The sequence below is a fragment of the Fulvimarina uroteuthidis genome, from assembly GCF_034321785.1.
Lineage (GTDB): Bacteria > Pseudomonadota > Alphaproteobacteria > Rhizobiales > Rhizobiaceae > Fulvimarina > Fulvimarina uroteuthidis.
In genome coordinates, this window is sequence record NZ_JAXLPB010000003.1 from 300,948 (window position 1) to 325,383 (window position 24,436).

The window sequence follows — 24,436 nt, forward strand, 5'->3', positions numbered from 1 at the left end:
CCGGCCGCCCGATAGGCTGATTCTCCAAAGGTTGCGACGATGAGTGGCGTCAACGAAATCCGGTCCGCGTTTCTGGACTACTTCGCGAAGAACGGGCACGAGAAAGTGCCGTCCTCGCCTCTCGTGCCGCGTAACGATCCGACGCTGATGTTCGTGAATGCCGGCATGGTGCAGTTCAAGAACGTCTTCACGGGCGAGGAAAAGCGGCCCTACGCCACCGCCGCGACGTCGCAGAAATGCGTGCGGGCGGGCGGCAAGCACAACGATCTCGACAATGTCGGCTACACGGCCCGGCACCACACCTTCTTCGAGATGCTCGGAAACTTCTCCTTCGGCGATTACTTCAAGGACCGGGCCATCGAACTGGCGTGGAACCTGATCACCAAGGAGTTCGGCCTGCCCGCAGAAAAGCTTCTCGTCACCGTCTATGCGGACGATGACGAGGCCGCGGGCCTGTGGCGCAAGATTGCCGGCCTGTCCGACGACCGGATCATCCGGATCGGCACGTCCGACAATTTCTGGACGATGGGCGAGACCGGTCCGTGCGGTCCGTGCTCGGAAATCTTCTTCGACCATGGCGACCATATTCCCGGCGGCCCTCCCGGCAGTCCGGACGAGGACGGCGACCGGTTCATCGAGATCTGGAACCTCGTCTTCATGCAGTACGAGCAGGTTTCGGCGGACGAACGCCTGAACCTGCCGCGTCCGTCCATCGACACGGGAATGGGGCTCGAACGGATCGCGGCGGTGCTGCAGGGCGTTCACGACAATTACGACATCGATCTCTTCAGGACCCTCATCGCGTCCATCGAGCAGGCGATCGGTTCGCGCGCGGAAGGCAGGCAGACGGCCAGCCACCGCGTCATCGCCGATCATCTTCGCTCGACCGCGTTCCTGATCGCCGACGGGGTCCTGCCGTCGAACGAGGGGCGCGGCTACGTCCTGCGGCGCATCATGCGCCGCGCCATGCGCCATGCCCGACTTCTGGGCGCGAACGAACCCGTGCTCTACAAGGTGCTGCCGGCCCTTGTCGCCGAGATGGGGCGGGCCTACCCCGAACTCGTTCGCGGCGAAGCCCTGATTTCAGAAACCCTGAAGTTGGAGGAGAAACGCTTTCTCCTGACTCTCGATCGCGGTCTGTCGCTGCTCGACGATGCGACACAAGGAATGGACGCAGGGGCGAAACTGTCCGGCGAGACCGCCTTCAAGCTCTACGACACCTACGGTTTCCCGCTCGACCTTACCCAGGACGCCCTGCGCCAGCGCGGGATTGCCGTCGATCTCGACGCGTTCAATACGGCGATGGAGCGCCAGAAGACCGAGGCCCGCAAGAGCTGGACCGGCTCGGGCGAAGCTGCGACGGAGAAGGTCTGGTTCCCGATCCGCGAGCGGGTGGGAGCGACGGAGTTTCTCGGCTACGACACGCATGAGGCAAGCGCATCCGTCGTCGCCCTCGTGCGCGATGGCGCGGAGGTCAAGTCGGCCGCGGCAGGCGACGAGGTTGCGATCATCGTCAATCAGACGCCGTTCTACGGCGAGTCCGGCGGACAGCTGGGCGACACCGGCACCATGTCGAACGGCGAGGTGGAGATCGAGGTCGTCGATACGCAGAAGCTGGCCGACGGATTGTTCGTGCATCGCGCCAAGGTGTCGTCCGGAACGATCGCCGTCGGCAACTCGCTCGATCTGAAAGTCGAGCACCGTCGGCGGGCGAAGATCCGCTCGAACCATTCGGCGACCCACCTCCTCCACGAGGGCCTGCGCGAAGTCCTGGGATCGCACGTCGCCCAGAAGGGATCGCTGGTCGCGCCCGAACGGCTGCGCTTCGACTTCTCGCACCCCAAGCCGATGGAGCGGTCGGAGATCGACGCGGTCGAGCGTCTGGCGAACGGCATCATCCGCCAGAATGCCCCCGTCTCAACGCGTCTCATGGCGGTGGACGATGCGATCGCGTCGGGCGCGATGGCGCTGTTCGGCGAGAAATACGGCGACGAGGTTCGTGTCGTCTCGATGGGAACGGCCGAGGAAGGCGAAAAAGCGGGCAAGGCCTACTCCGTCGAACTGTGCGGCGGCACCCATGTCACCGCGACCGGGGAGATCGGCCTCGTGCATGTCGTCGGCGAAAGCGCCGTCGGCTCGGGCGTGCGCCGCATCGAGGCGCTGACGGGAGAAGCGGCACGCGATTATCTTCGCGAGCAGGATGCGCGGGTCAAGAAGATGGCGGCGCTGCTGAAGGCGTCGCCGGAGGATGCGCTGGCCCGGCTGGAGGCCGTGGTGGAAGAGCGCCGGCGCTTCGAGCGGGAGCTCGGCGAGGCGCGCAAGCGTCTTGCGCTCGCGGGCGATCCCGCCGACGGCGGCGGCGCTGCGCCCACGGCAAGAACGGTGGGCGGCGTGTCGTTTCTCGGGCGCGTCCTCGACGGGGTGTCGGGCCGCGATCTGAAGGGTCTGGTGGACGAGGCGAAGAAGAACGTCGAATCCGGTGTGGTGGCCTTCGCGAGCGTTGCCGACGGCAAGGCTTCGGTCGTCGTCGGCGTCACCGGCGATCTGACCGACCGCTTCGACGCCGTCGCGCTCGTCCGTGCCGCCAGCATCGCCATCGGCGGCAAGGGCGGCGGTGGCAGGCCCGACATGGCGCAGGCAGGCGGACCGGACGCCGACAAGGCGAACGATGCGATCGCGGCCGTGGAAGCCGAACTGGCGCAGGCGGACGCCGCCTGAGGGGACGGGCTTCGAAGGGCACGCCTTCGCGAGCGGACCTACGACGACGGACAAGGAAAGGGCGGAGCACCCGAAGCGCTCCGCCCTTTTCTCGTCGAACGGCGTTTGCGAGATCGATCCGGATCAGTTCCGTGTCGGCAGGGCGGTCACGTCTTCCGGAGTGAGATTGATGACGATCTGGTCGTTGGTGAAACTGAAATCGGCGATCGGGACGATCACGTCGTCACGGTCGGGATAGGTGCTGGAATCGTCATCCTCGAAGTCGACTTCGAGATGGGTCGGTGTCTGGTCGTCCGAGCCGAGAACTTCTGAGACTTCGCCCACTTCCGTTCCCGAAGCATCGTAGACGTTTCTGTCGTCCACATCGTCGACGGCGAGATTGAACGGGGCGACCATGACGCTGTCGTTCACCTCGACATACTGCTCGCTCTGAGCGAGGGCCGTGCCGCCGAAGAGGAGGGCTGCTGCGATGGCGGTTCCGGTGCGTTTCAACATGCGGGACATCTCCTGTCGTTTCGTTGTCGCAGTGCAAACACGCAGGGCGGGACATCGTTGCTGGGAGAAGTTCCCGTCTGACGGGCATTCTCGATGGATGCGGCAAGCGAAAGAGGCCGGATCGATCATCGATCCGGCCTCTTTCGATGTCTGGGGCGGCGTTGCGCCAGAAGCGTCGCGATCAGGCTTTCGCCATCGCCTTCTGGAGACCTTCGTCGACCTTGTCGAGGAACCCGGTCGTCGAAAGCCAGGGCTGATCGGGACCGATGAGGAGCGCGAGATCCTTGGTCATGAAGCCGCGTTCGACGGTGCTGATGCAGACCTCTTCCATCGTATCGGCGAAGGTCTTCAGATCGTCGTTGCCGTCGAGCTTGGCGCGGTGGGCAAGACCGCGGCTCCAGGCGAAGATCGAGGCGATCGAATTGGTCGAGGTCTGTTCGCCCTTCTGGTGCTGACGATAGTGACGCGTCACCGTACCGTGGGCGGCCTCGGCCTCCACCGTCTGTCCGTCCGGGGTCATCAGGACCGAGGTCATCAGGCCGAGCGAGCCGAAGCCCTGGGCGACCGTATCGGACTGGACGTCGCCGTCATAGTTCTTGCACGCCCACACGTAGCCGCCCGACCATTTCAGGTTCGAGGCGACCATGTCGTCGATCAGGCGGTGTTCGTAGGTGATCTTCTTCGCCTTGAACTGGTCCTTGAACTCGGCCTGGTAGATCTCCTCGAAGATGTCCTTGAAGCGCCCGTCATAGACTTTCATGATGGTGTTCTTGGTCGACAGATAGACCGGATAGCCGCGCTGCAGGCCGTAGTTCAGCGACGCGCGGGCGAAATCCTTGATCGATTCGTCGAGATTGTACATCGCCACCGCGATCCCGGCGCTGGGCGCGTCGTAGACCTCGTGCTCGATCGTCTCGCCGTCCTCGCCGACGAACTTGATCGTCAGTTTGCCCTTGCCGGGAAAGCGGAAATCCGTCGCGCGGTACTGGTCGCCGAAGGCGTGGCGGCCGACGATGACCGGCTTGGTCCAACCGGGAACGAGCCGCGGCACGTTCTTGCAGATGATCGGCTCGCGGAAGATCACGCCGCCCAGAATGTTGCGGATGGTGCCGTTTGGCGAACGCCACATCTTCTTCAGGCCGAATTCCTCGACGCGGCCTTCGTCCGGGGTGATCGTGGCGCATTTGACGCCGACCCCATGGCGCTTGATGGCGTTCGCCGCATCGACCGTGACCTGATCGTCCGTCGCATCGCGATGCTCGACGCCCAGATCGTAATATTCGAGATCGATGTCCAGATAGGGATGAACCAGCTTTTCCTTGATGAATTGCCAGATGATCCGGGTCATCTCGTCGCCGTCGAGTTCGACCACTGGATTCTCGACTTTGATTTTCGCCATCGGTGCCTTCCTTCGCAAAAACAGTACGGCGGCCGCAGGCCGCCGGGGCAAGACGACGCGGTTGACCCGCGCCGGACTACTCTGAGCGCCCTATACCACCCACCTGTGCGGACGCAAAGCAGCGCCGGCCTTGGGATAGACGCGAGACGTATGAAAAATCCAATTCTCCATCGAACCGCCCGGCGCGCGGTCTTCGTCAAGGCGCCGTGCGGTCTCGTCGAAGGGCTGCGGCTCGGCGGCACCTGCCGATTTCTCGGAATCCCCTACGCGCAAGCCCCGGTCGGCGAACGGCGGTTCGCCGCACCGGCGCGCAAGCCGCCCTTCGCCTCGACGTTCCGGGCGCTGAAGTTCGGTCCCTCGGCGCCGCAGCGCGAGGCGCTTCCCGGCGCCGTCGCCCATCTCGCCAGCTTCGCACGCCGGTTCAGCGAGGACTGTCTCAACCTTCACGTCTTCACGCCGGACATATCCGGACAGCGCGCCGTCCTCGTCTTCATTCACGGCGGCGGCTTCTTCCTCGGCTCCGGATCGCAATATCCGGGGGACGAACTGGCCCGCCGGGGCGACATCGTCGTCGTCACCTTGAACTACCGGCTCGGCCTCTTCGGCTTCAACGGCTTTGCCGAACGCTTCGCCGACGACGAACGGTTCGCGGCGAATGCCGGTCTTCTCGATCAGCGCATGGCGCTCGAGTGGGTGCGTGACAATATCGGCGCGTTCGGCGGCGATCCGCGGCGGGTGACGATCGCCGGCGAATCGGCCGGGGCGGCGTCCGTCGGCTTCCACCTCGTGGCCGAACGCTCGAAGCCGCTCTACCAGCGCGCCATCTGCCAGTCCGGCGCGATCAACATGTTCCACACCCGCAAGGGGGCGGGCGCGATCGCCGATGTCGCATTGTCGATGCTCGCCCCCGGCGGCGACCGCGAAGCCCTGTTCGCGCTGCCGGCGCGGACGTTCGTCGAAGCGTTCCGGAAGCTTTCGGCCAGGTTTCAGGGCCTTCCGACCATGCCCTATATCGACGGGACGGAACTGCCCGAACTGCCTCTGCCGACGCTCTACGAAAGATCCAAACCGGTGCCGCTCCTGATCGGCACGAATCGCGACGAGTTCACCCTGTTCGTCGACCTTCCCGGGTTCGGCCTAGCTGTCGGACCGGAGGATCTCAGCGCCTGGGTGACGCGCACGGCGGGGGCGGAGAAGGCGCGCGAGATCCTTTCGCTCTATTCGCGCGACGGGAGGGGATCGACGCAGCTGGGCACCGATATCCTGTTCCGCATCGCCGCAAGCCACCTCGCCGAACATCACGCCGCCAAGGCACCGACATTCGTCTACCGGCTGGACTGGACGGCGAAAGGCGCGCTGGCCAAGCTCGGCGCCACCCATTCGGTCGACCTGCCGCTGATCTTCGACCGATTTCTCGTGCCCTTCCGCAGCAGCTATCTCGGGATCCTGCCAGATCCCAAGCGGCGGGCGCTGAGCCTGAGGATGCAGGATCACTGGACCGCGTTCGTCCGGGACGGCGATCCGGGCCGCTCGTGGCCCGCCTATCGACCGGAAACGCGCATGACCAAGATCTTCGATCTCACCGATTCGGTCGAGGCCGATCCGGCGCGCGATCGGCGCCTCGCCTGGACGGGTGTCGACGGCTTCGTTCCGTGACCCGGCCGCCAGCGACCCGTCCCGCCGCCATCGAAGGGGCGAGCGATCATGATCATGCGTCCGGTGTACCGCCGGGGCATTCTTGGTCTATAGGAACGCGGGCCTTTGCGAGGGGTGAATCGCGGCGCGAACACCGTCGCTCGTTCGCAACGGCGCCGGACCGGGAAGAAACGAACGAATGCGAGCGTCAGGCGTGAGCCAGATCAGCGAAACCACGACACCGCCGGGCCCGCCGGCCATCATCCTCGTCGAGCCGCAAATGGGCGAGAACATCGGCATGGTCGCGCGCGCGATGGCCAATTTCGGCCTCACCGACCTGCGCCTCGTCAGGCCGCGCGACGGCTGGCCGAACGAGCGGGCGCGGGCGACCGCGAGCCGGGCCGACCATGTGCTCGATAGTGCCCGGGTCTTCGACCGTCTCGAGGATGCGCTGGCCGGACTGTCCCTCGTCTATGCGACGACGGCCAGGGCCCGTGACAGCTACAAGCCGGTGCGCGGGCCGCAGGAGGCCGCCGAACGGCTGGTCGCCCATGCGACCACCGGCGCCAAGGCCGGCGTGATGTTCGGACGGGAAAAGTACGGTCTGGAAAACGACGAGATCGGCCGGGCCGACGAGATCGTCACCTTTCCGGTCAATCCGGACTTTGCCTCGCTCAATATCGCGCAGGCCGTGCTTCTGGTCAGCTACGCCTTCCGGACGGCGGCCGATCCGAGCCACGCGCCCCGCTTTTCCGCCCCGCCGACGCAGCAGGCCGACAAGGCCGATCTTTTCCGCCTGTTCGATCATCTCGAAGGGGCGCTCGACAAGCGGAACTATTTCTTTCCGCCGCACAAGCGCGAGGCGCTGTTGCAGAATCTGCGGACCATGCTGACCAAGGCGCATTTCTCCGAGCAGGAGGTGCGCACCCTGCGCGGTGTCATCCGGTCGCTGGAGCGTCCCGTCGACGCCGGCGAAGGCGAAAACGAAGGCGAAGGACGTCCCGCGTGACCGATGCACCCATCCTGGTTTTCGACAGCGGCGTCGGTGGCCTCACCGTGCTGCGCGAGGCCCGCGTCCTGATGCCGGACCGCCGGTTCGTCTACGTCGCCGACGATGCGGGCTTTCCCTATGGCAACTGGGAGGAGGAGGCGCTGAAGGATCGTCTGGTGGCGCTGTTCGGCGCGCTGATCGACACCCACGCGCCGCTTGCCTGCGTGATCGCCTGCAACACGGCCTCGACGCTGGCGCTCGACGTCCTGCGCCAGAACTATCCGTCCATGCGGTTCGTGGGCACCGTGCCCGCCATCAAGCCTGCGGCCGAGCGCACGCGCTCGGGGCTGGTCTCGGTGCTTGCGACGCCCGGTACGGTCAAGCGGCAATACACCCAGGATCTCATTCGGGCCTGGGGCGCGCGATGCGAGGTCACGCTGCACGGCAGCGTGGCGCTGGCGGGGCTGGCCGAGCAGTATATGCGCGGCGGCTTCATCGACGAAAGCGCGGTTCTCGCCGAGATCCGGCCCTGCTTCATCGAGAAGGGCGAGCGGCGCACCGACATCATCGTCCTTGCCTGCACGCACTATCCGTTCCTTGCCAACCGGATGCGCAAGACCGCCCCCTGGCCCGTGGACTGGCTGGACCCGGCCGAAGCCATCGCACGCCAGGTGGCGCGCGTCGTCGCCGATAGCGGCAACCGATCGATGAGCGGAGATTTCGACCCGGCGGTCTTCACGTCGGGGGACCCCGACCATGCGACCCGGCGGATCGTGCACGGCTTCGGCCTTCGCACGGAATGAACGCCGCGAAGCGTCCGGCGCCGCCGCCTGTTCGCACGCCGGTCGGACGCATGCCCGTTCTGATGTCGAGGCCGGGAATGGATGCGCGAAACCGGTTGAATGATGCCGATGCTGCATCATCTGCATCGACACATGAGATGAAAGGGACGACCGCCGTGAAGCCCGACGAAATTCGAAAGCTAGACGCCTATCTGAAGCGCACGTTCTCCAGTGCGGACATCAAGGTGAAGCCGCTTCCCAAGCAGGCGGAAACAGCGGAGGTCTACGTCGCCGACGAGTTCGTCGGCACGCTGACCAAGGATACGGACGAGGGCGAACTCTCCTACCACCTGACCATGACCATCCTCGACATCGATCTCGAATAGGGGTCCTGGAAAACCCGAAACGACAAGGCCGGCCACGAAGTCTCGTGAGCCGGCCTTGTCGTTTCGGGTGTGGGGCCGCGAAAAGGGGGCTCCCTGCGCCCCAGCCGGGACGAGGCTTGCCATCCGGGACCTCTGGCCGGGCGAGATGCCCGGCCGGAGACTGGTTTCTCAGCGAAGGCTGCCGACGAGGATCGAGCGATCGTCGGTAATGCCGATCCACTGGCCGGCATGGCGCTCCGACTGGCGCTTCAGATAGGTGTATTCGGTCTCGTTCCAGACCGAGATGCGGTCCGACAGATTGTCGAGGACGAGATCGCCGCGATCGGTGCGGACGGTCAGGATCGCATGGCCTTCGCCGTTCGTCTGGAGAACGACCGTGATGAGAAGGTTGGATGCGGGAATGCCGGCCCGCTCCAGCATGTACTGCTTCAAAAGCGCATAATCCTCGCAGTCGCCCTCGACCGACGGATAGGACCAGACATCCGGCTGCCCGTGGATCTCGATATCCTCCCTTGGAAAGATCGAGGCGTTCACGGCCGCGTTGACTTCCACCAGCTTGTTCCAGAGCGCATCGTTGAGGCCGATCGGGCCGGAGGCCCGTTGCGGCGCGCAGCGCTCGGCGTAACGCCGGCAGAACTCGTAATGGCCGATCGGCTGGGAGGTGATCTCCGTGGTCGGCATATGGATCGGACGGGCTTCGGCACGGTCCGCAACGCTCGTGAATGCGATGGCTGCAAGGACGATGGCGGTCACGGTTTGGATGCGGTGGGGCATGGCGATCTCTCCCTGTGTTGGAGAGACTGTGCGCCTGTTGTTTTGCCTGAGACCGAAGAATTTCCGTCAAATTGTAGGATATACTTTGGTAACGACCCTTTATGGGGGTTTATACGTGTAAAGAACGCTTTATTTGTCTTGCCAAAGCGTGACCCGGATGGGTGCAAACGCTCGTGCGCGCGTAAGAATGCCCTAACCTAACGCCCGCCATCGACCGAGCCGAAGCGAAGGAAATCAATGAGAAGCCTTTTGACACAGGGCTTTGGGCGAGTGGCGCCGGATCGGAAAGGGTAAACCGGAACAAAACGAGCGTTCAAGATAAAATCAATATAGATTTAGATTTACTTGTTCGAAACCCTGTCCGTTGCGGCGGCGTTCACGCTGTCCGCTCCTGTCTCCCGCACGCGCCGGGCCGGTCTTGTCGCGCGCATGGTTTCCCGAACCTTGCCGTTTTCAGCCCGGCGAGACCCGCCGCGAGCGCCGATGCCGGACCCGATGGCCAAACGGGCAGGGGTGCCACGACGGCGATCCACACGCCGGGCCTCGCGGCCGTTGCGACGATCGGTTCTTCCTGTTCGTCGCCGCCTCTCGCGGCGCGATCACGCCGGTCCGCCGGTGCGCGCGTCCGCATGCGGCGCGGTCTTCTTCTGCTCTCCGTCGATGACCGAGAACGAACCGTCGGATTCCAAGATCACCGCGGCGATGTCTTCCAGCCCGCGCTGGCCTTCCGTGCGCACCACCGTGTCGAGCTCGGCCTTGGTCACGCGCGCCTTGCGCATGGCCTCGTGCAGCGGCTTGCCGTCACGAAGCAGGAGCGAGGGCTCGGAGCGCACCACGCCTGCGAACCGTTCGGAGCGCACCGACAGGGCCGTCACGGCGTACTGGAGAGCGATGAGGAGCGCGAGCGCGGTCACGCCTTCGGCAAGGGCGACGCTTTCGCTGAGCAGGATGGTCGCGAGCGTCGAACCGAGGGCAACGGTGACGATCAGATCGAACGCGTTGAGCTTGGCAAGGGTCCGCTTGCCGGAGACCCGCAACGAGACGACGAGGAAGATATAGGCGATCGTGCCGACAATCAGCGTGCGGGCAATTCCGCTCCAGCTTTGAAAGAACATCTCGGACCAGTCCATGCGGTATCTCCTTTGGTTTCGGCCAACGGTGCCGTTCGCCGTCTGCGCGCGCAAGGATGAAGCGGGACGGTTCGATCCGAACTCCGGTTGCCGGGCTCGGCCACGACGGGCCGGCCAGCCATATCGCTCGAGCCGGCTCCTGACTGTCGCGGGACGGACCGTTTCTCGCTGCGGCGCTCGAGAGGAGACGTTCGACGGGCGGCGACGTTCCGGGGCAAGGACGCGAAGGCTTCGAACGTCCGGGCGGATCGGAGCACGCGCCGCGCGCCGGGACGCCGGCATTCTTGAAGGGACGCACGAAAAAGGCCGGCAGGAGCCGGCCCGTATTGGTCCCGTCATGCGAGCGGCGCGAGTTCGCGCCGGGAGCATCCCGCGCCTCCTTGCGGCGGATGCTTCAGCGGAAGAGGCGCTGCAGCGAATCCTCGCCGAGGACGCTGGAGAATTCGATGGCGAAGCCGTCTTCGAGATAGCGCACGATGCGCCCGGGCATCGCGCCGATGGTGACGGGTGTTCCCAGCACCGGGCGGACCTTCGCCTGGACGGCGGCACCCGAAAGCGACAGATCGATGATCTTGACCTGATAGCGTCGGCCGTCGTCCAGCACGATGTCGCGGAAGGGATTTTCGGGATGGACACGCGCATGCCGGCGATCTTCGGGTAGATTGAGGATCTGGCGGTTGGTGAGCCAGGTCAGCTTCGCGGCCAGTTTCTCGCGGCGCCGCTCGGATGCCTTGGTCTTGAGCACGAAGCCGCCTTCGAACAGATCGATGACCTCGCCCTCGAGGCGTCCGACATGGTCGGCGTAGAGGATGATCGTTTCCTGGGGATCGGGCTGGACGGGCGCGAGCACCTGCGCCGAGCCCGGCGACATCTCGTCGATGCGGCAAGGGAATTCGCTCTGGTCGGAGCGCATGAAACGGCCGAGAATATCGACGGAGACGGCGTTGAAATCGCCGTCCGATGTGGAAATATCAAACGACAACGCCGCAGCTCCCTGAACATTCGGTCCGGACGCGATCGCAGCGTCCCGTCCAAGCCAGCAATGTGGACGGTCGTGGTTAACAAGTCGTGGCGTCGGCGGCGGCGAATGTGCGTTTGCACGCCTTTTTGACCGGCGAGCATGCGGGTACGGCGGGAAGGCCGCAGAGCACGGCCCGCGATGCGCCGGCCCGGGCGGCCCGATCAGTTGTGGTTCGGCGATCGCAGCCTGTAGGCACCGTCGACCGGCCCGTCGAAGATCTCAGCGATCTGCGGATGGCGCACGGGCTGGCCGCTTTCGTCGGGAACGAGGTTCTGCTCGGAGCAATAGGCGACATATTCGGTCTCCGCGTTTTCCGCGAAGAGGTGATAGAAGGGCTGGTCCTTGCGCGGCCGGACCTCGGCCGGAATGGAATCGTACCATTCGTCCGTATTGTCGAACACCGGATCGACGTCGAAGATCACGCCCCGAAACGGATAGACCCGGTGCCTGACGATCTGGCCTATGAAAAAACGTGCGGTTTGCATCGAGACGACAACTCCGTTACCTCGCCCGCAAATGCCAAGTTCTTCAAGGCAGCGCAAGGAGCGATCCGGTTTTCGCCCTGCGGCCGGCCCGTCTCACCGGAAGGATAGCGTACGCGGCCATGCTGGAAATTTTCGGCCTCATCGCCCCTTTCTTCGGTCTCATCGCGCTCGGGTTTCTGACAGGCCGTCTCGTCAATCATCCGGTCTCGGGACTGGCCTGGCTGAACGTCTTCGTCGTCTACCTGGCATTGCCGGCCCTGTTCTTTCAGATCCTGTCGAAGACGCCGGTCGAGGAACTGACGCGGATCGGGTTCATCGCCGCGACGACGGCCGGAACCTTCCTGGCGTTCGCGGGGACTGTCGCGCTCGGCCTCTGGCGCACGCGCGGCGATCTCGCCGCATCGACGATCCAGGGGTTCGCGGGTGCCTACGGCAATATCGGCTATATGGGCCCGGGTCTGGCGCTTGCGGCATTCGGTAGCGGCGCGGCCGTCCCGGTCGCCTTGATCTTCTGTTTCGACAACACGCTGCACTTCGTCATGGCGCCGCTTTTGATGGCACTGGCCGGCGGCAAGGGCGGATCCGTCCTCGCGATCGTGCGTGGCGCGCTCTGGCGCATTTTCTCGCACCCCTTCATCGTCGCGACGATCTTCGGCGTCGCAGCCGCCATCGCCGGTTTCGAGCCGCCGGAGCCGGCGGAGCGGTTCCTCGTTCTCCTGTCGAACGCGGCCGCGCCATGTGCCCTGTTCGCGATGGGGGTGACGCTCGCGCTGCGGCGGCTGAAGCGGGTTCCGCCTGAGCTCGCCTGGCTCGTGCCGATCAAGCTCGTCGTTCACCCGCTGCTCGTCTGGCTCCTGCTCGGCCTGGTGCCGGGCGTCGATCCGGTCTGGGTGCATACGGCAATGCTGCTGGCGTCGCTGCCAGCGGCCACTAACGTCTTCGTCATCGCCCAGCAATACGACGTCTGGGTCGAGCGCGCGTCCGCGGCGGTTCTGGTGTCCACGGCGATTTCGGTCTTCACCGTCGCCGGGCTGCTATACCTCATCGCCCATGGCATGCTGCCTGTGAGCCCATTGTCTTAAGGGCTTCGGCAAGCCGAAGACGCCGGCGCCCGGCGAGACCCCCTCGCGCATGGCGAAACGTCTGAGAACCGAAGACGAGGCCATCGCCGTCAGCCCCACCGACCGGCCGAACTGGACCGGCAGGAAGTCGGTCAGGAGCGAACGGTTCAGCGCGTCGACGCCGAGCGTCCGGCTGGTCACATCGGTCCGTCGCTTGGCCTCGAAGCGCCGAAGGGTCGCGCGGCGCCCGGGATCGTCCCGGCTTTCCTCGAGGCAATCGAGGAGCACGGCACAGTCGCGAAGGCCCAGATTGAGCCCCTGGGCGCCGATCGGCGGGAAGACGTGAGCTGCTTCCCCGACCAGTGCGATCCTCTCGCCAATGAGCCGATCGACCGAGGCGCCCGAAAGCGGAAAGGCCTGGATCTCGGTTTCGAGCGAAACCTTGCCGAGGATCGAATGCATCTTGTCCTCGATGATGCGTTCGAGCTTCTCCGTCTTCAGATCGACGTAGAGTTCGGCGCGCTCGGGCTTTTCCACCCAGACGATCGCCGAGTTCCGGCCCGGCATCGGCACCTGCGTAAACGGTCCCGTTCGGGTATGGAACTCGGTCGAGACCGAATGATGCGGCACGGCGTGCGAGATGTTCATCACCATCGCGGTCTGCGGATAGCGCCACCCGCGCGTCGTGATGCCGGCCGCTTCGCGCATGGCGGATTTGCGCCCGTCCGCCGCCACCACGAGGCAGACGGAAAGGTGCGAGCCGTCCGCAAGGCTCACCGTCGCGCGGTCCGCGTCCACGGTGAAATCGGTCGCGGCGCTCTCGATGCGCTCCAGATGCTTTTCGTTTCCCGCCGCCTTGTCGAGGACGTCCGCCAGATCCGCGTTCAGCACATTGTAGCCGAAGGCCGGCAGATCGATCTCGGAGGCCTTGAACTCGACGGTCGGTGCGCGAAACAGGCGGTCCGTGTCATCGATCAGGCGCATGACGGCAAGTGGCTCGCTGACCGCGCGAACCGCATGTTCGAGGCCGATGCGCGAAAGAAACGTCATCGAGGAACCGATGAGCGCGGTCGTGCGCTTGTCGGGCGATCCGGGCGGTGCGACCAGCACCGTGTCGAAGCCTGCGCGCGCCAGGGCGATGGCGGTCGCGGTTCCCGCAAGGCCGCCGCCGATCACTGCGATATCGCGTCTTTCCATGGAGCATTCCCGCTTGTTCGATTGGCATGTTCTTGAAGTGAAACGGACAAACCGGCATTCGTTCCGCGCACGATCGGGAATTACGAGCCGAGGCCGCTATGTCCATATGGGCATGAACGCTTTATGCAGCGACAGATTGCAGCGATTGAACCGAAGACACGAGGCTTTTTCGAAGCTATGGCCATGGATCTGAGCCGTTTTGCCCAGTGGCGCGCCTTTCTCGTCCACATTCTGACCGCGACAGGAGCGTTCTTCGCCTTCCTGTCGCTGATTGCCGCAGGCGAGGGGCGCTTCGTCGATTGCTTCCTCTGGCTCGGGGTCGGACTGTTCGTCGACGGGATCGACGGGCCGATCGCGCGCAAGTTCGAAATCAAGCGCCGTCTGCCGAACTGGTCGGGCGACATGCTGGATTCCGTCATCGACTATTCGACGTTCAGCCTGATTCCCGCCGTTGCCCTTTATCATTCCGGCATCATCGGCAGGCCGCTCTCCTTCGTGGCCGCGGCGCTGATCGTCATCACCAGCGCGATCTACTATGCCGACATGCGCATGAAGACGAAGGACAATTTCTTCCGCGGCTTCCCCGTCTGCTGGAACATGCTCGTCTTCACACTGTTCGCGATCCATCCCAACGAGCTGACCGCGTTCGCCTTCGTCGTCTTCTGCGCCGTCACGACGTTCGTGCCGATCAAGTTCCTGCATCCGGTGCGAGTCACACGCTGGCGCACGGTCAACCTCGCGGTCTTCGCGGTCTGGTCGGTGCTCGGCATCGTCGCGCTCTTCGAGGGGCTGGAGCCGTCGCTGTGGGTGAAGGTTGGACTGGTCCTGTCCGGACTCTACCTGTTTGCCATTGGCGGCCTTCTCCAGTTCTACGACTGGATGAAGGGACGCCTCGACGACGATACCGACACCGACACGATGAGCGAGATGACATCATGACCAAAGCCATGCGCATCCACGAGACCGGCGCGCCCGACGTGATGAAGTGGGAAGATGTCGAGCTTGCCGAACCCGGCCCAGGTGAGATTCGCGTTCGCCAGACCGCCGTCGGCGTCAATTTCATCGACGCCTATTTCCGCGACGGGACCTATCCGGCGCCGAGCCTGCCCTTCACGCCGGGCAAGGAAGGCGCGGGCATCGTCGAGACGGTCGGCGAGGGCGTCTCGGATGTCAGGCAGGGCGACCGGGTCGCCTACGCCTCGGCCGAAGGCTCCTATGCCGAGCACCTGATCATCGCGGCCGACAAGGTCGTCCCGATTCCCGACGGCATCGACGACAGGACAGCCGCGGCGATGATGCTGAAGGGCATGACCGCCGAATATCTCCTGAACCGCACGTACAAGGTCGGCAAGGACACGACGCTGCTGTTCCACGCCGCGGCCGGCGGCGTCGGGCTGATCGCCGGCCAGTGGGCGAGGCATCTCGGCGCGACGGTGATCGGCACCGCCGGCAGCGCGGAAAAGTGCGAGCTTGCGAGGGCGAACGGCTACGATCACGTGATCAACTACCGCGAGGAGAACTTCGTCGAGCGCGTCGCCGCGTTGACGGACGGCCGGAAATGCGACGTCGTCTACGATTCCGTCGGCAAGGACACGTTCGATGGCAGCCTGGATTGCGTGAAGCGCCTCGGCATGCTGGTCAGCTTCGGACAATCGTCCGGCAACGTGCCGCCCATGGCGCCTGCGATCCTCGGCAAGAAGGGCTCGATCTTCCTGACCCGCCCGAGCCTCTTCAACTATACGGCCACACGGGCCGAACTGCTCGACTGTGCCGACAATCTGTTCGCAGTCGTCAAGTCCGGCGCGGTGAAGATCGACATTGGCCAGACCTATCCCCTGTCGCAGGCCGTCCAGGCGCATCGCGACCTGCAGGACCGCAAGACCACGGGGCAGACGGTTCTGACGATCGACTGATCGCTCGTCCGAACGGCCGGCCGAACCGCGATCGAACGGCGATCCTCCACCCCGCCGTTCGATCGAGAATATTTCGCACTGCACAATGGAACGCGCGCTGCCGATGGCATGTTGTTAGCGTGACACCTTTCCTCCGTCTCGAGGCACGCGATTGACCATTCACATCACCCCCAACACCAAAGCCACTCACCAGCCGACCGCCGGCAAACGGGACTGGCGCGTTCGTGAGGGACGTCCCTATCCGCTGGGTGCGACCTGGGATGGCCTCGGCGTCAATTTCGCGATCTTTTCGGCGCACGCCACCAAGGTCGAGCTCTGCATCTTCTCGGCCGACGGCAAGTCGGAGATCGAGCGCATCGAGCTGCCCGAATATACCGACGAGATCTATCACGGCTATCTTCCGGAAGCCCGCCCGGGCCTGATCTACGGCTACCGCGTGCATGGACCCTACGAGCCGGATGCCGGCCATCGCTTCAATCCCAACAAGCTTCTGATCGACCCCTACGCCAAGCAGCTCAAGGGCGAGGTCGTCTGGGATCACGCGCTGTTCGGCTACACGATCGGCCACGCCGACGAGGATCTGTCCTTCGACGAGCGGGACTCGGCCCCCTTCGTGCCGCGCTGCGTCGTCGTCGACCAGGCCTTCACCTGGGGCGACGAGCGCAAGCCCAACGTGCCGTGGGACCGGACGATCTTCTACGAGACCCATGTCAAGGGCTTCACCCAGCGCCATCCGGCCGTCACCGATCTGGACAGAGGCAAGTTCGCCGGGCTTATGAACCGCGAGGTCGTGAACTATATCCGCTCGCTGGGCGTGACCTCGGTCGAATTCCTGCCGATCCACGCCCTCGTCGACGACAGCTATCTGGTCGAACAGGGCATGCGCAATTACTGGGGTTACAACACGATCGGCTTCTTCGCGCCCGATCCGCGCTATCTCGCCTCGCCGGTGATCAACGAGTTCAAGGAACTCGTGGCGACCTTCCACAATGCCGGGCTCGAGGTCATTCTCGACGTCGTCTACAACCATACGGCCGAAGGCAACGAGAAGGGCCCGACGCTCTCCTTCAAGGGCATCGACAACGCCACCTATTACCGCCTGATGCCGGACGAGCCACGTTTCTATATCAACGACACCGGTACCGGAAACACCGTCAACACCTCCCATCCGCGGGTGATGCAGCTGGTCACCGACTCCTTGCGCTACTGGGCGGGCGACATGCGCGTCGACGGGTTCCGTTTCGATCTGGCGACGATCCTCGCCCGCGAACCGTCGGGCTTTTCGGAGGAATCGAGCTTCCTTCACGCCTGCATGCAGGACCCGCTGCTCAGCCAGGTCAAACTGATCGCGGAGCCGTGGGACTGCGGTCCCGGCGGCTATCAGGTCGGCCGCTTCCCGCCGGGCTGGGCCGAATGGAACGATGGCTATCGCGATACGGTGCGGGGCTACTGGCGCGGCGACGAGGGCTTCATTCCGAAGCTCGCCGGCAAGCTGTCGGCCTCGGCCGACCTTTTCGACAAGCGCGGCCGCAAGCCGTGGGCGAGCGTCAACTTCATCACCGCCCATGACGGCTTCACGCTCAACGATCTGGTTTCGTACAACGAAAAGCACAATGAGGCGAACGGCGAGGACAATCGGGACGGCCACGACCACAATATCTCGTACAATTACGGGGAAGAGGGCCCGACCGAAAACGCGGAGATCAACGAAACGCGCTTCCGGCAGATGCGCAATTTCTTCGCCACGCTCCTGTTCTCTCGCGGAACACCGATGATCCTCGCGGGCGACGAGTTCGCCCGCACGCAGGGCGGCAACAATAATGGCTATGCCCAGGACAATGAGATCGGCTGGGTCGACTGGAACGCGCCGGAGGAATCGCGCGGGCTCGCACGGTTCGTCCAGCGCCTGATCAAGCTGCGCCAGAGCCTGCCCATGCTGCGCCGCGGAACCTTCCTGCACGGGACCTTCGACGACGAACTCGGCGTCAAGGACGTCGCCTGGATCCAGCCGACGGGCGAGGAGTTCAGGGACGAACATTGGGCGGACGAGGGCGCCAAGTGCTTCGGCGTGCTGCTCGACGGGCGCGCCCAGTCGACCGGCATTCGCCGTCCCGGCAACGACGCGACCATGCTGCTCGTCATGAACTCCCATGACGACGTCGTGAACTTCAAGCTGCCGGAAGCACCGGGCGGTCTTCGCTGGCAGCGCGTGTTCGACACCAACATGCCGGAGGAGTTCGAGTTCGAGCCGTTCGACATCGGCCACGACTACATGACGACGGCGCGGTCGTTCCTGATGTTCCTGCTGCAGCCCGACAAGAACGAGGACGGGCAGGAGGAGGCGATCAAATCCTTCGCCTATATCCGCGAGGCCCTCGCAAAGGCTGCGGGCGACCCGCTTCCGCTGTAAGGGCGCTTCTGTCCTTGCTGTCGAGGAGACTTTCAAGCCGTCCGGGAAACCGGGCGGCTTTTTGTTGGCTGAGGCCTGTGCGCCGGCGGACGGCCGGACATGCGTCCGGCCCGGTCCTTCCCGGGGTCGCGGACCGGTCGCATCCGTTCCGGCGAAGGCCGCACTCTCCGGCATCGGCGTGAAAGGCGCCGCGCGTCGCGACGCGCGTCTGCGACACCGGCAGGGTCATTTCGCCGAAATGGCGTGGCGCTGCCATTGTGCGGCGAAGCTTGGCAAACCACCGTTTCGCGACGAGATTGCGGGCAATGGGGACGGGACGAAGGGGGAGGACCCAATCATGGCGAAACTGACATGGGGTATGATCGGGGGCGGCGCGGGCAGCCAGATCGGACCGGCGCATCGGCTGGGCGCAGGTCTCGACGGCCATTTCGCCTTCGCGGCGGGCGCGCTCGATCACCGGGCCGCCGACGGGGTGGCCTACGGCCGGTCCCTCGGACTTCCGGACGACCGCTCCTACGGCACGTGGCAGGACATGCTGGCCGGGGAACGGACACGCTCGGACCGGGTCGATCTCGTGACGGTGGCGACGCCCAACGCGACCCATTTCGCGATCACCAAAGCGTTTCTCGAAGCCGGCTTCCATGTCCTGTGCGAAAAACCGCTGACGATGACGATCGAGGAGGCGGAAGAAATCGTCCGGCTGGCGGCGGCGTGCGATCTTATCTGCGCGGTCAATTACGGCTATTCGGGCTATCCGCTGGTGCGGCACATGCGGGCGATGGTCGCGCGCGGCGATCTCGGTCGGATCCGCCTCGTGAAGGCCGAATTCGCCCATGGTCACCATGCCGATGCGACGGACGCCGACAATCCGCGCATTCGCTGGCGGTACGACCCGGCGCAGGCCGGCGTTTCGGCGCAGTTCGCCGATTGCGGCATCCATGCGCTGCACATGGCGTGCTTCGTCACCGGGCAGGCCGTTACCGAGCTTTCGGCCGATACGGTCAGTTGCATCGCGACACGCGAGCTGGAAGACGATGCCATGGTCAACTTCCGCATGGACGGCGGAACGGTGGGCCGGCTCTGGACGAGCTCGATCGCGCTCGGCAACCAGCATGGTCTCAGCCTTCAGCTGTTCGGCGAGAAGGGCGGTCTTCGCTGGGCCCAGGAACAGCCCAACCAGCTCTACCATATGCCTCTCGGCGGTCGGCTCCAGGTGATCGAGCGCGGCGAGCCGAACCTGTCGCCGGAAGCCGATCGCGCGACCCGTGTCACCATCGGTCATGCGGAAGGCATGCCGCTCGCCTTCGCCAATCTCTACGCCGACCTCGCCGAGGCGATCCGCGCCCGCGAGGAGGGTCGTGCGATGGATCCTGCGGCGAACCTCTATCCGCGGGCGGAGGATGGCCTTCGGTCCATGGCGGCGATCTTCGCTGTCGCGCAGAGCGGCCGGAACGCGGGTGCATGGTGCGATGCGCGTCCGCCCATGTTCCGATAAGGCCGGCGCGAGCGCCTGCAATCGAAATCGCTCATCCGGTCGGGCGCTCGCAGAGATGTCGGGATCGGCGAACCGACGCCTTGATCGCGGAACGAAAAAGACCCCCGGGCGACAAGCCCGGGGGTCTTTTCGTTTTCCACGATGGGGCGAATGCGCGGCGCACCGCGCATTGTCGGTGTCGGTCAGCTGGTCTTCGGCGGAACCTTCGGCAGCCCGCTTGGCGCTGCCGCGCGTGCCTTCGGCGCGGCGGCCTCGCTCTCGCCGATCGTATCTGCCTCGTCCTCCTCGCCCTCATCGTCCCCCTCATCGAACTCCTCGATGGTGGAGCCGTCGGCCGCAACCAGATCCCGCTTGCGCTTCGTCGGCTTCGGCTTGGGCGCGGTGTCGTCGGGGATCGATTCCAGCGCGATCGACTTCGCACCGGTCTCGTCCTCGGTGATCGACACCTTGACGGTTCCGCCGCGCTTGAGCTTGCCGAACAGAACCTCGTCGGCGAGCGGCTTCTTGATGTGCTCCTGGATGACGCGGCCGAGCGGGCGCGCACCCATCTGCTCGTCATAACCCTTCTCGGCGAGCCATGCGACGGCCTCGGGCGAGAGTTCGAAGATGACGTTCCGCTCGGAGAGCTGTGCCTCCAGCTGCATGACGAACTTCTCGACCACCTGATGGATGATCTCGGTCGGAAGCGAGCCGAACGGGATGATCGCGTCGAGCCGGTTGCGGAACTCGGGCGTGAACATCTTGTTGATCGCGTCCTCGTCCGCGCCGGTGCGTTTGGAGTTGCCGAAGCCGATGGCCGCCTTCTGCATCTCGGCCGCGCCGGCATTGGTCGTCATGATGAGGATCACGTTGCGGAAATCGATGTGTTTGCCGTTGTGATCCGTCAGCCGGCCATGGTCCATGACCTGAAGGAGAATGTTGAAGAGGTCCGGATGGGCCTTTTCGATCTCGTCCAGAAGAAGGACGCAGTGGGGGTGCTGGTCGACGCCGTCCGTCAGAAGCCCGCCCTGGTCGAAGCCGACATAGCCGGGAGGCGCGCCGATGAGGCGCGAGACCGTATGCCGCTCCATATATTCCGACATGTCGAACCGGATGAGTTCGACGCCGAGGGTGGAGGCGAGCTGGCGCGCGACTTCGGTCTTGCCGACGCCGGTCGGACCCGAGAACAGGTAGGAGCCGATCGGCTTCTCCGGTTCGCGAAGGCCCGCACGCGACAGCTTGATCGCCGATGACAGGGCTTCGATCGCCGCATCCTGTCCGTAGACGACGCGCTTCAGCTGCGTGCTGAGATTGAACAGCACTTCCTCGTCATCCTTCGAGACCGATTTCGGCGGAATCCGCGCCATCGTCGCGACCGTCGCCTCGATTTCCTTCACGCCGATCGATTTCTTACGCTTGGATTCGACCAGCAGCATCTGCGAGGCGCCGGTCTCGTCGATCACGTCGATCGCCTTGTCCGGCAGCTTGCGGTCGTTGATGTAACGGGCGGAAAGCTCCACCGCCGACTTGATCGCATCGCTCGTGAACTTCACCTTGTGGAAGTCCTCGAAATACGGCTTCAGGCCGTTGAGGATCGAGATCGCGTCCTCGACGGAAGGCTCGTTCACGTCGATCTTCTGGAAGCGCCGGACGAGGGCCCGGTCCTTCTCGAAGAATTGGCGATATTCCTTGAACGTCGTCGAGCCGATGCAACGGATCGCCCCGGACGACAGCGCCGGCTTCAGGAGGTTCGACGCGTCCATGGCGCCGCCCGACGTCGCACCCGCGCCGATGACCGTGTGGATCTCGTCGATGAAGAGGACCGAGCCCGGATAGTCCTCGAGCTCCTTCACGACCTGCTTCAGACGCTCTTCGAAATCGCCGCGATAGCGCGTGCCGGCGAGCAGCGTGCCCATGTCGAGCGAGAAGATGGTCGCGTCGGACAGGACCTCGGGCACGTCGCCGTCGATGATGCGCTTGGCGAGCCCCTCGGCGATCGCCGTCTTGCCGACGCCCGGATCACCCACGTAGAGCGGGTTGTTCTTGGAGCGGCGGCAGAGCACCTGGATCGTCCGGTTGATCTCGTTCGCACGTCCGATCAACGGGTCGATCTTGCCGTTGCGCGCCTTCTCGTTGAGATTGACGCAATAGGCCGTGAGGGCGTCCTGTCCCTTGCGCTTGCCGTCCTCGTCCTGTCCCACGGTCTGCTGATCCTCTTCGACGCCGCTGACGGGGCGGCTCTCGGAGCCCCCCGGACGCTTGGCGATGCCATGGGAAATGAAGTTGACGGCGTCGTAGCGCGTCATCTCCTGCTCCTGCAGAAAATAGGCGGCATGACTCTCGCGCTCGGCGAAGATCGCAACGAGCACGTTCGCGCCCGTCACCTCCTCGCGGCCCGACGACTGCACGTGGATGACGGCACGCTGGATGACCCGGTGGAACCCGGCGGTGGGCTTGGATTCGTCGCTGTGGCCGGTCACCAGATTGGAGAGCTCGTTGTCGACGTAGCTGACGAGATTGGATTTCAACGCCGCGATATCGACGTTGCAGCCGCGCATGACCGCCGCCGCATCGCTGTCCTCGACGAGTGCCAGGAGCAGATGTTCCAGGGTGGCAAATTCCTGCTGGCGCTCATTGGCCAGCGTCAACGCTTGATGAAGCGATTTCTCCAGGCTTTCAGAAAATGTCGGCAAGCTTCACCTCAATTCTTTTCCATCACGCATTGCAGCGGATGTTGATGCTGACGAGCGAAATCCATCACTTGGGTCACTTTGGTCTCGGCCACTTCGTATGTGAACACACCACATTCCCCGACCCCATGACGATGGACAAGCAGCATGATCTGCGTCGCCGCCTCCCGGTCCTTCTGGAAGAACCGTTCGAGGACATGGATTACGAACTCCATCGGAGTGTAATCGTCGTTCAGAAGAAGGACTCTGTAAAGGCTCGGTTTCTGCAATTTCGGTTTCGATCGCGTGATGACCGACGTACCGGTGCCGCTCTCGTCGTCGTCGCCATCCGTCTGCATGACGGGTGCCGGTCGAACGGGAGCCGCGCGAGACGGGTGAAGGGGTATGGCTGATTTCCTCATCGGTCCGTATGTATGCATTGTGAAACAGGTTTGAAGTCCGAACGATGCGCGCGACAAAACGCCGGCCGTTTTCGCTCGCCGGCCGAAGGGTCCGATCCCGGGTCCTCGATGCGCAAACCCAATCCGGGCACCCGAAAAACCGCGATCCATCGGCATCGTTCCTCAGCTTGCGATGATAGGGCCCGCACGCGAAAACGTGAAGGCGTTTCATGCGCCGGCAGGGGTTGTCGCGGTAAGCATTTTGTCTGAAGGGGCTTTCAGACGAACACAACCCGGATGCCGAGCGTCGCGACGCCGACCGAGAATGGCGGTCCGCACGGTCGCCGCGCGCGGCCGGTCACGCACCGGAAAGGCCGACATTGAACGAGAACGAGATGCGGACGGACGGGCCGCCCGATCGGCGCGGGCTCTATTGGTTCGCGCAAGGGGCGAAGGGCCTCATGACGCCGCCGGCTTTCATCCTGTTTTCCGCATTCGTCGGCATTGCCGGTCTCAGCCGCGAGGCCGGCCTCACCTGGATCGAGGCCGCATTCATGACGGCGACGATCTGGGCACTGCCGGCGCAGATCATTCTCGTGGGGGCAAGTGTCGCGGGCACATCGCTCCTCGCCACGGCGTTCGCCGTGCTGCTCTCGTCCGTACGGCTGATGCCGATGGTCGTTGCCCTGATGCCCGAACTGCGCGGGCCGAGGACGCGCACGCCGACGCTTCTCTTCCTGTCGCACTTCGTGGCGATCACCGGCTGGGTGTTCGCGATGGAGCGGCTGACAGACGTGCCGCGTGCCTATCGCACAACCTATTTCGCCGGGTTCGCCGTGCCGCTGACGGTGCTCAACACGATCCTCGTCGCGGTCGTCTTCAACCTGATGGACAATCTGCCGGCGCTCGCCACCGGTGCGCTGGCCTTCCTCACGCCGGTCTATTTCTTCTGTTCGCTGTACGGATCGGCGCGCGAACTGTCCGGCAGGATCGCCCTGTTTTCGGGCATGGCCGTCCTGCCGATCGCCCATGCTCTGGCGCCCGGGTTCGAAATCCTCGTCGCCGGGCTTCTCGGAGGGGCGGGGGCCTACTTCGCCGGCCGCATCGCCGAGGGGCGGCGCCTGCGATGAGCGAGGACCTCAGCTATTACGGCATCGCCGCCGACTGGTGGCCGTTCGCCTTCATCCTTCTCGCCGGCTGGCTGCCGACGGACATCTGGCGGACACTCGGCGTCCTGTCGTCGGGAAAGCTGGACGAGCATTCGCCGGTCGCGGCGATCTCGCGGACGGTCGCCACCGCGCTCGTCTCCGCCGTCATCGGGCAACTCGTCTTCTACCCGACGGGCTCGCTCGCCGACATTCCCGCCATCGTCCGGATCGGGGCGATGGCGGCGGGTTTCGGCGTCTATCTCGGCGTCGGCCGCCGGATCCTCGCCGGCATCGCGGCGGCCGAACTCGTCATCTTCGGCTGGATCGCGTTCAGCCTGTGGGCCTGA

Annotated in this window: 21 protein-coding genes; 12 read left to right on the forward strand and 9 right to left on the reverse strand. The window is 64.6% G+C overall.

The window, feature by feature from the left end; translation table 11 throughout:
* Positions 1-39: 39 nt before the first annotated feature.
* The gene (gene alaS / locus U0C82_RS11140; RefSeq protein WP_322187180.1) at positions 40-2,718 is read left to right on the forward strand and encodes an alanine--tRNA ligase; all 2,679 of its coding nucleotides are present in this window, start codon (positions 40-42) and stop codon (positions 2,716-2,718) included.
* 123 nt (positions 2,719-2,841) lie between these two features.
* Here alaS and U0C82_RS11145 read toward each other — a convergent pair whose 3' ends face one another.
* Both U0C82_RS11145 and U0C82_RS11150 read right to left on the reverse strand, forming a co-directional pair.
* Complete coding sequence (locus U0C82_RS11145; protein WP_322187181.1) at positions 2,842-3,213, reverse strand: PRC-barrel domain-containing protein; 372 nt, start codon at positions 3,211-3,213, stop codon at positions 2,842-2,844.
* 181 nt (positions 3,214-3,394) lie between these two features.
* A complete protein-coding gene (locus U0C82_RS11150; protein WP_322187182.1) occupies positions 3,395-4,612 on the reverse strand; it encodes an NADP-dependent isocitrate dehydrogenase in 1,218 nt (405 codons plus the stop codon).
* Positions 4,613-4,762: 150 nt separating this feature from the next.
* Here U0C82_RS11150 and U0C82_RS11155 point away from each other — a divergent pair, with 150 nt between their 5' ends.
* The 4 genes from U0C82_RS11155 (at position 4,763) to U0C82_RS11170 (ending at position 8,406) form a co-directional block, all read left to right on the forward strand.
* Positions 4,763-6,268 carry a carboxylesterase/lipase family protein gene (locus U0C82_RS11155; RefSeq protein WP_322187183.1) on the forward strand — a complete coding sequence of 502 codons (1,506 nt, stop codon included), beginning with the start codon at positions 4,763-4,765 and terminating at the stop codon, positions 6,266-6,268.
* 178 nt (positions 6,269-6,446) lie between these two features.
* The gene (locus U0C82_RS11160; protein ID WP_416186664.1) at positions 6,447-7,256 is read left to right on the forward strand and encodes an RNA methyltransferase; all 810 of its coding nucleotides are present in this window, start codon (positions 6,447-6,449) and stop codon (positions 7,254-7,256) included.
* Positions 7,253-8,041, forward strand: a complete 789-nt coding sequence (gene murI / locus U0C82_RS11165; protein WP_322187185.1) for a glutamate racemase — start codon at positions 7,253-7,255, stop codon at positions 8,039-8,041. Before U0C82_RS11160 ends, murI begins: the two co-directional genes overlap by 4 nt.
* Positions 8,042-8,196: 155 nt before the next feature.
* On the forward strand, positions 8,197-8,406 hold the full coding sequence (locus tag U0C82_RS11170; RefSeq protein ID WP_322187186.1) for a DUF3126 family protein: 210 nt from the start codon (positions 8,197-8,199) through the stop codon (positions 8,404-8,406).
* A 168-nt stretch (positions 8,407-8,574) separates the two neighbouring features.
* Here the strand turns inward: U0C82_RS11170 and U0C82_RS11175 are convergent, their stop codons facing one another.
* The 4 genes from U0C82_RS11175 to hspQ all read right to left on the reverse strand — a co-directional run bounded on the left by U0C82_RS11175 (position 8,575) and on the right by hspQ (position 11,816).
* Positions 8,575-9,180 (reverse strand): transglutaminase-like cysteine peptidase, encoded by a 606-nt coding sequence (locus U0C82_RS11175; protein WP_322187187.1) that lies wholly within the window; start codon positions 9,178-9,180, stop codon positions 8,575-8,577.
* Positions 9,181-9,779: 599 nt separating this feature from the next.
* Positions 9,780-10,310: a DUF421 domain-containing protein gene (locus tag U0C82_RS11180; RefSeq protein ID WP_322187189.1), complete on the reverse strand. Its 531-nt coding sequence runs from the start codon at positions 10,308-10,310 to the stop codon at positions 9,780-9,782.
* 394 nt (positions 10,311-10,704) lie between these two features.
* On the reverse strand, positions 10,705-11,292 hold the full coding sequence (locus U0C82_RS11185; protein WP_322187191.1) for a PilZ domain-containing protein: 588 nt from the start codon (positions 11,290-11,292) through the stop codon (positions 10,705-10,707).
* Between the two features lie 200 nt (positions 11,293-11,492).
* Positions 11,493-11,816: a heat shock protein HspQ gene (gene hspQ, locus U0C82_RS11190; RefSeq protein ID WP_322187192.1), complete on the reverse strand. Its 324-nt coding sequence runs from the start codon at positions 11,814-11,816 to the stop codon at positions 11,493-11,495.
* 119 nt (positions 11,817-11,935) lie between these two features.
* Here hspQ and U0C82_RS11195 point away from each other — a divergent pair, with 119 nt between their 5' ends.
* The gene (locus tag U0C82_RS11195) at positions 11,936-12,898 is read left to right on the forward strand and encodes an AEC family transporter (protein WP_322187193.1); all 963 of its coding nucleotides are present in this window, start codon (positions 11,936-11,938) and stop codon (positions 12,896-12,898) included.
* Here U0C82_RS11195 and U0C82_RS11200 read toward each other — a convergent pair.
* On the reverse strand, positions 12,851-14,074 hold the full coding sequence (locus U0C82_RS11200) for a UbiH/UbiF family hydroxylase (protein WP_322187195.1): 1,224 nt from the start codon (positions 14,072-14,074) through the stop codon (positions 12,851-12,853). The two genes, U0C82_RS11195 and U0C82_RS11200, sit on opposite strands and share 48 nt — an antisense overlap.
* A gap of 183 nt (positions 14,075-14,257) precedes the next feature.
* On the opposite strand from U0C82_RS11200, the gene pcsA reads away from it, so the two are divergent.
* The 4 genes from pcsA (at position 14,258) to U0C82_RS11220 (ending at position 19,892) form a co-directional block, all read left to right on the forward strand.
* Positions 14,258-15,013 (forward strand): phosphatidylcholine synthase, encoded by a 756-nt coding sequence (gene pcsA / locus U0C82_RS11205; RefSeq protein WP_322187196.1) that lies wholly within the window; start codon positions 14,258-14,260, stop codon positions 15,011-15,013.
* Entirely contained in the window at positions 15,010-15,987 is a 978-nt protein-coding gene (locus U0C82_RS11210) for a quinone oxidoreductase family protein (RefSeq protein WP_322187197.1), read from the forward strand. Before pcsA ends, U0C82_RS11210 begins: the two co-directional genes overlap by 4 nt.
* A 157-nt stretch (positions 15,988-16,144) precedes the next feature.
* On the forward strand, positions 16,145-18,397 hold the full coding sequence (glgX, locus tag U0C82_RS11215) for a glycogen debranching protein GlgX (RefSeq protein ID WP_322187432.1): 2,253 nt from the start codon (positions 16,145-16,147) through the stop codon (positions 18,395-18,397).
* A gap of 337 nt (positions 18,398-18,734) precedes the next feature.
* Positions 18,735-19,892, forward strand: coding sequence for a Gfo/Idh/MocA family protein (locus U0C82_RS11220; protein WP_322187198.1), 1,158 nt, complete (start codon positions 18,735-18,737; stop codon positions 19,890-19,892).
* A 182-nt stretch (positions 19,893-20,074) separates the two neighbouring features.
* On the opposite strand, the gene clpA is transcribed toward U0C82_RS11220, so the two are convergent.
* Positions 20,075-22,564 carry an ATP-dependent Clp protease ATP-binding subunit ClpA gene (gene clpA / locus U0C82_RS11225; protein ID WP_322187199.1) on the reverse strand — a complete coding sequence of 830 codons (2,490 nt, stop codon included), beginning with the start codon at positions 22,562-22,564 and terminating at the stop codon, positions 20,075-20,077.
* 8 nt (positions 22,565-22,572) lie between these two features.
* The gene (gene clpS / locus U0C82_RS11230) at positions 22,573-22,899 is read right to left on the reverse strand and encodes an ATP-dependent Clp protease adapter ClpS (RefSeq protein WP_322187200.1); all 327 of its coding nucleotides are present in this window, start codon (positions 22,897-22,899) and stop codon (positions 22,573-22,575) included.
* A 422-nt stretch (positions 22,900-23,321) separates the two neighbouring features.
* Here clpS and U0C82_RS11235 point away from each other — a divergent pair, with 422 nt between their 5' ends.
* Complete coding sequence (locus tag U0C82_RS11235) at positions 23,322-24,071, forward strand: AzlC family ABC transporter permease (RefSeq protein WP_322187201.1); 750 nt, start codon at positions 23,322-23,324, stop codon at positions 24,069-24,071.
* Positions 24,068-24,436, forward strand: coding sequence for an AzlD domain-containing protein (locus U0C82_RS11240; RefSeq protein WP_322187202.1), 369 nt, complete (start codon positions 24,068-24,070; stop codon positions 24,434-24,436). Before U0C82_RS11235 ends, U0C82_RS11240 begins: the two co-directional genes overlap by 4 nt.

What these genes read in the sequence shown, in the direction of transcription:
- alaS (WP_322187180.1), top strand. Translation starts at nt 40, where the DNA reads ATGAGTGGCGTCAACGAAATCCGGTCCGCGTTTCTGGACTACTTCGCG.
- U0C82_RS11145 (WP_322187181.1), bottom strand. Translation starts at nt 3,213, where the DNA reads ATGTTGAAACGCACCGGAACCGCCATCGCAGCAGCCCTCCTCTTCGGC.
- U0C82_RS11150 (WP_322187182.1), bottom strand. Translation starts at nt 4,612, where the DNA reads ATGGCGAAAATCAAAGTCGAGAATCCAGTGGTCGAACTCGACGGCGAC.
- U0C82_RS11155 (WP_322187183.1), top strand. Translation starts at nt 4,763, where the DNA reads ATGAAAAATCCAATTCTCCATCGAACCGCCCGGCGCGCGGTCTTCGTC.
- U0C82_RS11160 (WP_416186664.1), top strand. Translation starts at nt 6,447, where the DNA reads ATGCGAGCGTCAGGCGTGAGCCAGATCAGCGAAACCACGACACCGCCG.
- U0C82_RS11175 (WP_322187187.1), bottom strand. Translation starts at nt 9,180, where the DNA reads ATGCCCCACCGCATCCAAACCGTGACCGCCATCGTCCTTGCAGCCATC.
- U0C82_RS11180 (WP_322187189.1), bottom strand. Translation starts at nt 10,310, where the DNA reads ATGGACTGGTCCGAGATGTTCTTTCAAAGCTGGAGCGGAATTGCCCGC.
- hspQ (WP_322187192.1), bottom strand. Translation starts at nt 11,816, where the DNA reads ATGCAAACCGCACGTTTTTTCATAGGCCAGATCGTCAGGCACCGGGTC.
- U0C82_RS11195 (WP_322187193.1), top strand. Translation starts at nt 11,936, where the DNA reads ATGCTGGAAATTTTCGGCCTCATCGCCCCTTTCTTCGGTCTCATCGCG.
- U0C82_RS11200 (WP_322187195.1), bottom strand. Translation starts at nt 14,074, where the DNA reads ATGGAAAGACGCGATATCGCAGTGATCGGCGGCGGCCTTGCGGGAACC.
- pcsA (WP_322187196.1), top strand. Translation starts at nt 14,258, where the DNA reads ATGGATCTGAGCCGTTTTGCCCAGTGGCGCGCCTTTCTCGTCCACATT.
- U0C82_RS11210 (WP_322187197.1), top strand. Translation starts at nt 15,010, where the DNA reads ATGACCAAAGCCATGCGCATCCACGAGACCGGCGCGCCCGACGTGATG.
- U0C82_RS11220 (WP_322187198.1), top strand. Translation starts at nt 18,735, where the DNA reads ATGGCGAAACTGACATGGGGTATGATCGGGGGCGGCGCGGGCAGCCAG.
- clpS (WP_322187200.1), bottom strand. Translation starts at nt 22,899, where the DNA reads ATGCAGACGGATGGCGACGACGACGAGAGCGGCACCGGTACGTCGGTC.
- U0C82_RS11240 (WP_322187202.1), top strand. Translation starts at nt 24,068, where the DNA reads ATGAGCGAGGACCTCAGCTATTACGGCATCGCCGCCGACTGGTGGCCG.